15 protein-coding genes are annotated in these 13,162 nt (G+C 38.0%); 1 reads left to right on the forward strand and 14 read right to left on the reverse strand.

The annotated features are described in order from the left end of the window. Positions 1–13: 13 nt before the first annotated feature. From HYV86_02025 to HYV86_02065, 9 genes are all read right to left on the reverse strand, one after another. Positions 14–937: a homocysteine S-methyltransferase family protein gene (locus HYV86_02025; protein ID MBI2572613.1), complete on the reverse strand. Its 924-nt coding sequence runs from the start codon at positions 935–937 to the stop codon at positions 14–16. After that, a complete protein-coding gene (locus HYV86_02030; protein ID MBI2572614.1) occupies positions 934–1,791 on the reverse strand; it encodes a hypothetical protein in 858 nt (285 codons plus the stop codon). The genes HYV86_02025 and HYV86_02030 overlap by 4 nt, the downstream gene beginning before the upstream one ends. 262 nt (positions 1,792–2,053) lie before the next feature. Next, entirely contained in the window at positions 2,054–2,440 is a 387-nt protein-coding gene (locus HYV86_02035; protein MBI2572615.1) for a hypothetical protein, read from the reverse strand. Between the two features lie 50 nt (positions 2,441–2,490). After that, a complete protein-coding gene (locus tag HYV86_02040; GenBank protein ID MBI2572616.1) occupies positions 2,491–2,766 on the reverse strand; it encodes a hypothetical protein in 276 nt (91 codons plus the stop codon). 107 nt (positions 2,767–2,873) lie between these two features. Continuing rightward, a complete protein-coding gene (locus tag HYV86_02045) occupies positions 2,874–3,494 on the reverse strand; it encodes a GNAT family N-acetyltransferase (GenBank protein MBI2572617.1) in 621 nt (206 codons plus the stop codon). A gap of 59 nt (positions 3,495–3,553) precedes the next feature. Further along, on the reverse strand, positions 3,554–4,366 hold the full coding sequence (locus tag HYV86_02050; GenBank protein ID MBI2572618.1) for a DegT/DnrJ/EryC1/StrS aminotransferase family protein: 813 nt from the start codon (positions 4,364–4,366) through the stop codon (positions 3,554–3,556). 23 nt (positions 4,367–4,389) lie between these two features. Beyond that, positions 4,390–4,950 (reverse strand): hypothetical protein, encoded by a 561-nt coding sequence (locus HYV86_02055; protein MBI2572619.1) that lies wholly within the window; start codon positions 4,948–4,950, stop codon positions 4,390–4,392. Between the two features lie 198 nt (positions 4,951–5,148). Then, positions 5,149–7,074: a transketolase gene (locus HYV86_02060; GenBank protein ID MBI2572620.1), complete on the reverse strand. Its 1,926-nt coding sequence runs from the start codon at positions 7,072–7,074 to the stop codon at positions 5,149–5,151. 57 nt (positions 7,075–7,131) lie between these two features. Beyond that, on the reverse strand, positions 7,132–8,040 hold the full coding sequence (locus HYV86_02065) for a right-handed parallel beta-helix repeat-containing protein (protein MBI2572621.1): 909 nt from the start codon (positions 8,038–8,040) through the stop codon (positions 7,132–7,134). Positions 8,041–8,229: 189 nt separating this feature from the next. Here HYV86_02065 and HYV86_02070 point away from each other — a divergent pair, with 189 nt between their 5' ends. Further along, positions 8,230–8,613, forward strand: coding sequence for a hypothetical protein (locus HYV86_02070; protein ID MBI2572622.1), 384 nt, complete (start codon positions 8,230–8,232; stop codon positions 8,611–8,613). Between the two features lie 73 nt (positions 8,614–8,686). Here HYV86_02070 and HYV86_02075 read toward each other — a convergent pair whose 3' ends face one another. From HYV86_02075 to HYV86_02095, 5 genes are all read right to left on the reverse strand, one after another. Next, a complete protein-coding gene (locus tag HYV86_02075) occupies positions 8,687–9,688 on the reverse strand; it encodes a hydroxyacid dehydrogenase (GenBank protein ID MBI2572623.1) in 1,002 nt (333 codons plus the stop codon). A 59-nt stretch (positions 9,689–9,747) separates the two neighbouring features. Next, positions 9,748–10,350, reverse strand: a complete 603-nt coding sequence (locus HYV86_02080) for a hypothetical protein (protein MBI2572624.1) — start codon at positions 10,348–10,350, stop codon at positions 9,748–9,750. 86 nt (positions 10,351–10,436) lie between these two features. Continuing rightward, a complete protein-coding gene (locus tag HYV86_02085) occupies positions 10,437–10,688 on the reverse strand; it encodes a hypothetical protein (GenBank protein ID MBI2572625.1) in 252 nt (83 codons plus the stop codon). 9 nt (positions 10,689–10,697) lie between these two features. Next, a complete protein-coding gene (locus HYV86_02090; protein ID MBI2572626.1) occupies positions 10,698–11,996 on the reverse strand; it encodes an amidohydrolase family protein in 1,299 nt (432 codons plus the stop codon). 48 nt (positions 11,997–12,044) lie between these two features. Then, on the reverse strand, positions 12,045–13,157 hold the full coding sequence (locus tag HYV86_02095) for a hypothetical protein (protein MBI2572627.1): 1,113 nt from the start codon (positions 13,155–13,157) through the stop codon (positions 12,045–12,047). Positions 13,158–13,162: the final 5 nt, after the last annotated feature.

Consider the following 13,162-nt stretch of genomic DNA (forward strand, 5'->3'; position numbering starts at 1 on the left):
GCCATGAGTTTTATTAATCTTTGGTTAAGATTTCAACATTCTCTGGGTCAATTAATTTTTTTATTTCTCGAATATACTCTGGACTTGTTCCACAACAACCCCCTATTATTCTCACACCAGAACTTAATGATCGTCGAACAAAATCAAGATACCGTTGTAATTCCACACCTCCTTCAAATTCCCACCCATATTTGTTATCAGCATGTCCTTCACCATTTGCATAGACTATAACTGGAATTGAAAAACTTCCTAGAGTTTTAAGATGTTTTTCAATAACTTCTGTAGAACAACAATTAATTCCGATAGCAACTGGATTAAAACGAAGCAATTGAGTGATAGCCTCAGCAAGATTTTCGCCACTCAATAAACCCTCCTCATTACAAACAAAACTCACAATGAAATCTTTACCTAATTCTCTCACTACCCTAGCCGCAATTTCTGCATCCCGAATGCAATTAAACGTCTCCAGTATGATAAAATCAACACCACCCTCAACAAGAGCAAGTGCATGTTCTTTATGTTGTTCATAGAGTATATCATTTGCAGGAACCAGACTTGGTTCATAACAATCCTCTAAAGGTGCCATTGATCCAGCAATAAACACAGAACGTGAAACACCCACTAACGCATCATGTGCGCATTGACATGCCAGTCTCGTCAAAATACCTACTTGATCCCCAAATCCAGCCTTCATTAAAGGAATGCGTTGTGTACGAAATGTATTCACTGTGATTATATCTGCTCCTGCATCTACATAATCTCGATGAATAGCAGTAACCAGATCAGGACACTCAATCAACGCTTTTGCTGACCATAAGGGCAAAGCTGTTTTCACACCACGCCGTTGCAACTCTGTGCCCATTGCCCCATCCAGCAAGAGGATTCTTTTTTGATCAAGTAGTTCACGAATAGACAGTCTATTTTTGATCAGACTCATGATCTCACACCCCCTACAACATAAATTTTATGAAAAACTGGATCGCCAGCAACACGCCGCCTCTCAGCCTCTCTCGCTGGTATCAAATGTGATTGCATAGCATCAGCAGAGCCATAAAATTCAAACGTAAGACCTTTCTCTTCCTGTACAGCTAGACCCGCAAGTGACGTCCCACGATGTTGGGGAATTACTTCTTCATGAAGAATTCGTGGAACATAACCATTAACCCTAAATAGATCTACCAATGTATCTTTTCCCGGTCTGCCCGCAAGATTCAAGATAACTTTTCCCCCTCGTTTCAATACTCCTTGTCCATTACCAGCATCATAAAGTAAATCAGAATTCAAATGAAGACCATACGCTTTCAAACGTGGATCACAATAAGTACTTCTTTCTTTAAAATGATGTGCTAAATTATCCGCTTCTTTTGGTTTGGTAGGATCTTCTGGAACTTGTGGAATGCACGCAAAAATGGAATCCACTTTGTCTTCTACGCCAGTAATTAAATCACGACCACCATGATAAGGATGATACTTGCCTGAGTGACCATTAAGCACTCTGCCTACATTCTCAACAGAAAGATCGACTAATCTCCCATCTACATCTGTTCCTCTTAGAGTTTCAATGTGTACATAACGTGTTGCAAGAGCATAAATAATATTTGTTCCTGCACCAACTCCCACTTCAAGTACGTTCCCTGTAAGTTCAGCAGCATCAAGACCGCGTTGCAGTGCTGTTACCCAGTGATCTGGAACAAATGACCATTCTGGAACAACAATTTCCGCATTAGTAAGACTACTTATTGGTCTTGGAAATATTGTATTTAAATCAATTTTACGTGCATTTTGTGTCATTGTTAATTCCTCCCATCTTAATTCTTAATTGTAGAAATAAAATAAGACGCACTTAGTGCATCAATGCCATTAAACCCATCATAGATCCAGAAAAATAACTTCCAATTTGATAAGACACGGCTTTCATAAAAATAAGATAACATCAAGACAATTATAAACCATCCTGACGAGAATATTCACAAGAGAATAAGAAGCAATATAGGAATTATCAGACATAAACAAACACAAATCATATGAAAAGAGAAAGAGAAATTTATAAGATCTAAACGCCTTTTAATTTCTTTGTCAAAGGAATTTTTTCTTTGCAGTGAACACACTCAACAAGAAATGAAGGAACACCTTTGAATTTTTTACGAATGTACTCCCCCGTTGATTCACCCTCTTTACCACAAGAAGGACAGGTATATTGAGCTTCAAGTACAAGAGTTTTCTCATGAGTCGTTTTGTCCTCCATATACTTACAATCAGGACATTCATACTCTTTTGCTCGAATTTTAACCTTCCCTGCAACAACTGGTTTCCCCATAAGTGCTTTTTTACATTTAGGACATTTTTTCTTATAGACCCACGCAATAACATTACCCTCACCAATAGAACGGTTGGTAAAATAAACACAATCTTGAGTTGAATTGGGAACTTTAAGTGCCATGTAAAAAGAAAGAACAAAACAGGAATATAAATGTTTTGGATTTGAAAAAATCAAATGCGGGTATAAATTGGTTTTACTGTCAGACCAGTTGGTTTATCACCATCATAAAGCCGTAGATTGCTTCCATCTAAACCCAATCGCAAATCAAACCCATTCGCAACATTTCCAGCAGCACCTACAAAATCTCTCAACGAACCATAGGATCTATTCAGTCCAACACCATGTCCAAGAGCATTAAGAGCATCATATCTACCATCAGCTGAACCTACTACCAAAAATTGTCTACCACCAAGTACTTGTTCTACATCAGTATCAATACTAACCATGTTATTTATTCACCACAAAAATATGTTACCAAACATAATATAAACTCTTCTGCATAAAATATTCCGATCAGAATTATAATCCTAAAAAAAATTGCGCATGTCAAAAACTAATCAACCCTCTTTCCCATATACAAAAATGTACGATCATCAGTACCCGTTTTATACAAAGATTCAAATCCCACACGAGTAAAAAGACGATCAGAACCACCCTGTAACCAACTATCTGTAAAAACATAACCCGCACCTAGATTTTTTGCTCGATGAAGTTGTTTTTGTATCAATCTTTCAGCTATTCCCCGTCGACGAAAATCCTCTCTTACTGCAAGATTCCAAACATATCCCTCACCTCCTTTCAATCCAACCTGCAACAGATCAGAAGCATACGCTTCTACAAAATGAACAGAACCTTCAGGAATATAATCAGATGTGAGAATCGCTTTTGAACCAGTAACCGACTCTGACCACCTCAGAACTTGACTAGCCTCATGAAATATCCTAGCTAAATGATGCCAACGCACAAGATTAAAAGAAAGTGAATCGTAAAAAGCAACCCCTACAACGTCCCTACCAACCAGAGCCACAGAACCATATTCACATCCTAAATCTTCAATTGCTTGCTCACGAGAATCTAAACTAGAGTGATCAATATAATCAGGATAGACTTGAGCAATAAGTTCAAGAACAGAACCTAAGTGTTCTGCTACAGAATAGTCTTTAATGTCAACCATAAGATTCTGTCTCAAATGAGAAATATTTTAAAAAGTTAATTTAAAAAAAGAGAAAACAATTACCCCTCCAATCTTTTCACTTCAATTGAAATCGCGGGTCGCATCAAACGAATATAACGTGGACATTCTGTCCATTCCAATTTCTCACGTTTACAAAAGTTAAGAATATCCTCTTTCTGCTCAACAGAATCAAACTCAACCACAACAACAAAACCGGGTGAATCACGAAATAATACCTTGTGATCAGCTAATCCATGCGCAATCTCCGCACGTTTACGCAAAAGAAAAATAATTCGATCATCAAGTTCTTCAAACTTTTCCACAATCCTGCCCAACTGTTCTTCATCACGAAATGGCTCAATTTCCATATTATCAAAAAACACTTTATCCCGACACGCAACAAATCCGCCACCGTGTGCAGGAATTAATTTCCATTTACCAAAACTGCCTACCAAGACATCAGCATAACGAGGATCAAGCAACGGCGTACCAAATGAACCGCACACATCCAGAATAACCATACATGTATACTGTTTACACAACCCATAGATCTCACGAATCGGCTGTGCTGCAAAATAGCCACCTAAATGATGATACAGCAAAGCAGAAACATTACCTTCCCTCAACTTCTTCTCGAGATCTTCTAAATCAATAACTGCATCAACACATTTAACCTCTTCAATCTTGAGACCTAATTCTAGAGGATATTCCTTGTAAGTCAACCAGCCACCTTCAGATGGAATCAAAACAGTTGAACCTTTAGGCAATGCAGATAACGCTGCTTTAATCGCTGTATTACCGCGAGACGTAACCTCGATATACTGTGCAGAAACAAACGTACTAATTCTCGCAATAACCTTCTCGTAATTCATAGATAGAGAAAAAGAGTCGTATTTTATAATACTGACGCCGCTTCTTCAGCTTGAAGATTTTTACAGAAACGAGTAAGTTTTGATTCTAATGTTGGAACTGAACCCCGAGATCTCCAAAGCAGTGGCGTTGGTAAACCATCTGTTATAGCATGATGTAAATCCTCACCAATCTGTCTTCTCATATCCTTACCACCTAATGGACTTACTCGATACGTGACATTTTTTTCATCAGTAAGATACGCCAGAATAGTATTTATTTTAGGGTGAGTAACATCACCTACAAGAAACGCGACATATCCACTTTCATCAAGTTTAAAATTATCCAAAGGATGACTATCCTGACTAATTCTACTCTGCTGCGGCAAAGCGGGATAAACTAATTGTATACCAAAACTTAAAGTAAGAAGTTGACCTTCATACCTTCCCAATTTAACTTGACATCCATAAGCAACACCAGCAGCAAAGTCGATACTTTGACCTACAAAAGTAATGCCTTGATTATAGGCGCGTACTGGACAATTTGTATCATTTAAACCTAGATTCTCAATCAACCTAACATTAAAAGAGTCTGAAATAATCGCCATAGACTAACGAAGAAATTGTCTCTTTTTAAGAATTATTATAGTAAACCAACTAGGTCGTATCGACCTCTTTGGTTTACTAATAGTCAGCCGCGGCAATCTTGCCACTCGGCAAGATCTACGTGGATGACTATATTATCAATTAGGTATCTGGAACTAATCATTTTGCCTACGAATTTCTTGCCAACAAACTAAAAAAATTCATTTATTTAATTCCTTTCTCAACCACATCTGCAACTGCTCACTCTCTAACCCTTGATGACCAATTTGCTCTTTCTCGCCACCCAAACCTTTCTTGGTTGTTCCTTTATGCACATACCTACCTTTAAACCCTCTCTCTAACAACCATGTTCCAAAACGTATCCCTAGACCGGTTTTTTCATTCTGCGCTTCAACGACTGCCACAAAAGAACTGCCCACCAGTTTCTTCATCATCACTTCATCAATAACATTAAGTGTTGATTTATTCACAACACCAAGATTAATCCCTTTCTCTTTCTTTAATCTCTCAACAGCATCAAGACAGCGATAGAGCATCTCACCATACGCAATAACATAACCATCTTTTCCAGTACGTACTAAGTCATCTTTACCAGACACAAACTTGTACCCTCGACCAAAGAATGGTTTGCCAGTAGTATCAAAGATTGTTGGCGTTGCAGACCGCGGAGTAAAGACAAATCGCAACCCAGCATCAAAAAATACTTTTTGCAACATTAAGCGCAACTGCATACTATCCGCAGGATAATATAATCGAGTTGTGTCACCATCAACAAATCCATTATCCGTAAAAAAGACATTCATGCCAAAATGACAGGTATTATCCGCCATTTCATCCACACCAGCATGAGAAAAGTGAGCTAAGACATTCGCATTATTAAGACGTGCCATTGCAATCTCAGAATTAAGCATCTCACTAAAGACACTAAACGTCGCAACAATTCCCTGACAACCTTGTACTGCGCCAAACCCAGCAGCAACAGAAAAGTTATTGCGTTCCATCACGCCACCTTTTTGATACAAAGCAGGATATTTTTTCTCAATTGCATCAATTCCAGTTGAGCCACCAAGATCACAGCTTACCACGAGATTTTTAGTTCGAGAAGCTGGAGACATATGATCAAGAATATCCACTACTACTTTTCCAAACTCTGAACGATTCTTTACAACCGGATCGCCAGAACCAACTAAAACAGAATCTAATTTTGGAACACGAACAGACTTTAACATCTCCGCCGCATCTACATGCCCTCGCTTTGCTAAATAACGTACCCCTACATCAACAGGAACCGCATCATGTGCAATCGTAAGACCTTCAATACCTTCAATACCACGTGCCATAACACTTTGTACAACCACTGCCTGCGGACCTTGAGAGCTAAGAGCTTTACGCAAAAGAGAAAACAAAGAATTCAAGTCATCTTTTGTAGTTGCATGAACCCTAAGCCCATGCCCTTCTAATGTTTTGGCAACAGAATATCCCGGCATGTATTCACGCGGATGCCCCTCAATAGTCACATTATTATCATCGACCACAACAAGCACATCTAACTTATGAGCAACCGCATAGCGAGCAGCTTCGGCATCGTTTCCCTCTTGTTGTGACCCATCACTTCCTAGCACAACAACTTTTTTGCCTTTCTCTCTCTGCGCAACGCCATTCACAAAACTCCACAGGTGACCCAGTCTTCCCGAACTAAACATAATCCCCTGCTTTTCATCACGTTCAGGATGACCATATAATCCTTTTTTATAATCACGATAAAACAACAATGACGAAATGGGAATATGACCATGCAACGCTGCCAGAACATATTGTAATGCCACACGATGACCGGCTTCATCATACAAAATAGGAACAATTTTCTTCTCACCTTGCATGAATCCATCTAAAATTAATGCTTCAGGAACAATATCATATGCACCACCCGTGTGCCCACCAACACCTTTAGCATGCGCATATGCAGTCATAAACACAATGCAATCTCGTACTATTGCCACATTTTTTGTAAGTTGAACTCGTTGAACAGAAGTAAGCTCTTTTTGTAAAAGCGATAAACGAAGACGTTTATATCCAGAAACATCAATCGGAAAAACCTGTTTAGCTCGAAAAACATCACTCACCATACAAAGAAGAATAAAAAATAAGTTAATAAATGTAGCGTATACAGAATACAGATTCAATCAATTCCACTTTTTCAAACTGGGATCCTTGAATGAATTTCTGTCATGACAAGTAACATAGTTTTTATCTTGAACTGGCCATGCATTACTCTCTCGACATTCCATCAAGCGTTCAAAATAATTTCTACTGCCACTTACCACAAAATTACCTAGGCATTTATAATCACGATCAAGATTACCACAAGCATCATTACCGTTAAAATAAACATCGGCTGCCCAACTTCTACCAGACATAGAAGTATTGAGAAAAAATCCAGCCTGACTATTACTACGAAGAGTGTTATTTTCCACCCGTAATTCTGATCCATCAAAGAGACGAATCCCATCACGCTTCTGATTGGAAACATGATTGGAAAGAATCAACGCATTTCGTACATTCACTACATCAATACCATCGCGAAAGTTCTCTATATTGCAATTTTTAATGGTAATATCATGAACATCATGAGCAATAATAGCAATACCTTGACCTTCATCTACACCTTTCTTAAAAATATGATGCCCGTTGCAATCAAGAATAGTATCAGAAGAAAGAGTTAAACAAGGAGTAGATAACTCACGACCAGTAGCCATAACATCAATGGCTAAAACATAAGATCCTGCACCAAGAACCCCACATTCACGAACTAGTGTTGGTTGAATTACTGTTTCCTCAACAACTTTAACCCCTAGAATCGGTTTTTGCTCAACAGTTTCACTTTGAGAAGGTAGTTGAGAAGGCAACGCTTGTTCCTCTTGCACAGTATTGCCTTGTGTATCAATAGGTATTTCTCCCGTTTCTTCTCCAACTATTTGAGCAGACTCATCCTGCACAATTTCAAGTTGCTCAGCAGCAGGTTCTTGACCAGAACATCCTACAAAAACAAATAAAGCTAACACAAGTAAAACTAATAAGAATAATTTCTTCATAATATTCACCTCAATAACTGATATATCACTGATTTATAATTGACACAGAGTTATTTCTAACTTTAAATACATTACGATAAATCTCCACAACCTTATTTTTGTCAACAGACATTACTTTTTGTCAAATATTACCAGTATGGACTAAATATGTCACAGTAATTATAAGGTATATGCCGTATCGAATTTAATATGAATGCAGAGATTTTAGGCAGAACTGTAGAAACAACAGAAAGATTAGAATACAAAATCCAACCACCCCAAAGAGGATTTTCAAAACCCTCTTTAGCTCAAAGACCACATGTACAACCACCACACGAATATAATCTTGCAATATACTTTGTAACACAAGGAACAATTAAAGGTAGGCATGGTGAAAGAGAACAATTAGATCCAGGACAACAAAGCGGATATTTGGTTGTCGACAGAAGAGCAGAACAAGGATATTTTATCCCACAAGACGCTGACAAATTAAGAATTATGGACCCACTTCTTCAAGATAGATTAGAATCATTCCAAGACCCTTACAGAACTAGAGAAATCTGCTCTACGGGAAACATTACATTTTATTTTTAGGTTTTATTCTTAGATACAGATCTTAACTGTCTCAATTAAGTTATATCAATATAATATTATCATATCAAGAAACTCATCCTACTTTATTAACAATCTTTTTCTTCATAAATCCTTGAATATTCTCAACCGTTGTCTGTAAAATTCGCCGCATAGCTTCCTGCGAATTAAACGCATTATGAGGAGTGATAATCACGTTAGGCATAGTGAGTAAAACATGATTCTCAAGAACAGTTTTCATAGTACACAAAGCCGTATCACTTTTTCTTAAAAGAGAGAGCTCTTCAGAGAGACCGCATTCATTTTCTAACACATCCAGAGCAGCTGCCGCAAGCCGTTTGGTCTTAAGAGCCCACACTAACGCATCTGTATCCACGATACCGCCACGTGACGTGTTAATCAGATATGATCCCTTTTTCATCAGCCCAAACATTTTCTTGTTGAGCAAATGATGAGTATGAGGATTATAAGGAACATGCAGTGTAATTATATCCGACTGCGCAACTAACTTCTCCATTGAAACATAACTAAAACCCATCTCTTTGGCAAATACTGGATCTGGACGCATATCAAACACCATCACATTCATCTCAAACCCTCGAGCAATACGAACAACATGCCGACCAATATTACCACAACCAACAACCCCTAGAGTTTTACCAGCAAGATCAAATCCACGCAACTGCTTGAAATCTACCTGACTTAGTTTAGCCGCAGCAATACAATCTGTAATTTTACGACTTAATGCCAAAATCAACGCAAACGTATGCTCAGCAACAGTGTTCTCTCCATACGTAGGAACATTACAAACCGCAATGCCCCGTTTAGTACATGCCGCTAGATCAACGTGATCAAAACCAGTACTGCGAGTAGCAACACATTTCAGTTTAGGCATTAATGATAACACTTTTTCATCAACTTTAGAATGAACAAAAACACTTACTACTTCAAGATCTGCATATTTTCCAGCATTACGCGATGTTAATTCTTGTGTTGAGAAAATACAAGAAGCAGAAGGAAAAGACTTTAACAAAAACTCTTTCTCCCACGCCTCAAGCGCAAAAAAACCAATTTTCATATTTTCAACCGATCCGAAGATGTATTTTATTCAGTTCTGCAAAGATTACCTAACGATAATTATTCTATGATAGTAACAGTACTTGCTTTAGTATAGGTAATAAAACCATCAGTAATTGTACAATCATTAGGTTGAGTAAACGTCCAGGAAAATGTTTCACCTGAATCAAAAATCTCGCTACGAATCTCACGACATTGTCTTGATCCAACAATCATCGCGCGACCATAATACCCCGAACGCATATTTTTCCAAGTTACAGTATCCCCTACTTTAATAGTCAGTTTTTCTGGACTAAATGTGGCATTACGTAACTCCACAACATGAATCTTATTTTTCGAGGAAACAGTTTCTTTTACAGGAACGGGTGCAATCTGTGTTTCTGGACATGCTGCAAATTCGCAATCAGGAGCAATTCTACCTACAGAAGACCCGTCAGGGCATACTTTCGCATCCATTGTGCAAGCAACAGGTTTTTCTTCAGTTAAATTTTGTTCTTGAGTATCATTTACTTCAACTGGTACTACTGGTTGCTCTACAACCTCTGGAACTACATCAGTAGCATTGGATTCATTAGATTGTGCAGCTTCATCGACATTAGAACACGCAACAAGCATACCTACTAAAAACATAAGAGAAAGTATAACAATAGCAATACGTTTCATGATCATCACCCTTTTTAAGAGAAATAACATCATTAGAGTATTAAAATATTTCCTTTGTGGGTTAGGAGAAAAAAAGAGAACCAAATTTACTTCTTGTAAGAACGAGCTACCCACTTCTTCTTAAAATACGATAACGTCAACGTAGAGAGAAGAAATCCCACCACTGGAACAAGTGCATTCAGAAATGGATTTGACACACCAATCAGCCACAAAAATACCACTACCACCGCATATGTCATTACCGCAATAATACTGCGTCGTGTCTTGCTAGTCTCCCACGCTTTATCTGCTTCAACACGACGATTTCGTTCATGGATTTGATTTAGTTGTTCTCTCATGAAATCACCCTAACTAAATATTTTCTCTGCATTCTTATACGCAATCTTTTCTTGTACCGCCGGATCAAGATGCCCAATAAAATACCGAGTGTAATTGTTCAGCGTCAATGCAACTTCCAAATCAAGATCCCATGATGTAGAAACTCCGCGATCAGTACCAAATACCACTTGATCTTGGTGCGATTCAATAAATCGTTTAAACGTCGCAAGATCTTTCTCCAAAAGTATATCATAGTCTTTAAAATGATTTATGAAATCTTCCTTTGTTGATCCCGGTTTTAGTAACCAATCTCCCCCATACAACTCATCCACACCATAATACACGTTTGGATTTTTTTCAAGAATCGCAGCAATTTGTTTGTGTGTTCCATCACATTCTGCACAGTCTTTTAATTGATCCCCATGAAAAATAAAGTTGATATCAGGATTTGCTTGTGCCGCCTGTGTAAGTGCATCCGCTTGTCCTTCACCCAGATGAAAATAAACCACAAGATTATGCTCACGTACAACAGGATAAATCTCTTGTAACCTCACCGAATTAGGCGAGAGTGCAGGTGCACCACCAGGACGCTCATACAAACCGATTTCACCATATCCCTTGAAAAGTCCAGGTTCAATACTCAACATTTCCTCAAGTTCTTGCGCATCAACAGTAGGAAAGCCATCAACACTACCATCATCATCGGGTGGCATGATAAATGGAATAAGTTGCGGATATCCTTCTACAGTCTGCTTTACCACCGCTAGTGATTCTTTAATAATTGGTTCCCATACTGGAAAGAAAACCAACGCACCGCGCGTACCTTCGTATTCTAACATACATACCCATTGAGTAATACTACGCTTTGTTCCAATATTTTCACCAGTGTAAAAGTCCGCAGGCATGCCAGGCTCACCATCTGGTAAACTCTGCATATGGATATGGGCATCAAACATCGGACCTTTGTAATACCCATTAGGAAGTGTTACAGGATCACGTGGTTGAGGACAATCTACCGGCTCAAATGCCTTGGCAAAGACGCGATTCCAATGTTGTTCTTGGATAGATTGTTCATCCTCTTGCTCTTCGTTATCTTCACTTTCTTGTAGGTCGTTGTTTTCTCTTTCTTCAGGATTATTGACTTCACTTCCCTCTTGTTCGTTACTTTCTCTCTTTTCTGTTTCTCTAACACTTTGTTCTTCATCATTAAAAGCAACATCATTGAAGACAACATCATTGTCAATTGAAGATGATTTTTCTTCTTGAGAAGTACAAGCAATAATAAACACTGTAAGGACTAAGAATAATAAGACTACTTCTTTTTTCATAATTTTAGTAAACATTTGTGGTTTAATAATATTACTTAATCTCTAATTCTACACCAACTCTTTAAATTTATACCGTAACAAAAACGGATAAATCATCAACATCACCGCAAACAAGCCAAAGATTACAGCAGAAAAACCAAAGTAAAATAACACCGCCGCCACAGCTAACATAATCGATCTGCCAATGTTAAGAAACAATTCCCGAGAATACCAGAAATCTAAATCATTCTTCTTAACATCCATGCTTACCGCAAGACGCAATGGCACACTAATATCATAAAAAATAGTAAGAACGCCCACAACAATTAACCAAAATGTAAGAGTATGAACAAATGCCAACGCCACAAATGATCCGGCTAAACCAAAAAGCAAGAAAAACAGATATTTCATTCGTTGCTGTGTACGGTCAGAATGATAACATAAATACAACGCAATAAAAAAAGCTATCAACGCAACATAACTCAGGAAAAAACCAAAATTCTGCTCGCGGGTAATGTAAATCAAAGTATATACTGGAATAATCACCCCTTTAGCATAATGCGCTGCCCCCTCCATCATTGAAATAGTTTTGAGACCTTTGAATTTGGTAACAACATCATGTAGAACAATAGTATGAGTCTGTTCAGGAATAAATTTAGTAATCCAAAAAGAGCCAACAATATAAAATAATGCAACCACACTAAACACTGCCAAATATCCCACTCTCTCCAGCAAAAACGCCGCAAGAGGAGGAATTAAAATGGCAATTAATGAGTAACTCGCAAAATAAATTGCTGAATAACTCGCATTCGTATTTTTTTGTGCCCCACCATAAAACACAGTGTTAAATGGTATCCAATAACAAACAAAAATTAACCCTAACACCACACTATAAACCCACAGCGCAATATGCGGCGGCAGTAGCACCACTTGAAGTAGATTAAGCCCATGAAGCCACAAACCAATTCGAACATAACGACGTAACACAAAACGTCGTGCAAGAAGCATAAAGATAACCCCCGCAAGCGTTGACACAGCATACATTGTAAGAAGAAAAAACACCGGATTTTCCACATTCTTAAACAATGTTGGAATAAATGAAAACGAAAAAGTTGAAAGAATTGCATGAAACAACACTAACAGATAAGCTGGAGTTTTAAGAATAGGAAGAAACTGTTTCATGAGAA

This window comes from Candidatus Woesearchaeota archaeon (assembly GCA_016188115.1).
Lineage (GTDB): Archaea > Nanobdellota > Nanobdellia > Woesearchaeales > GW2011-AR9 > JACPIK01.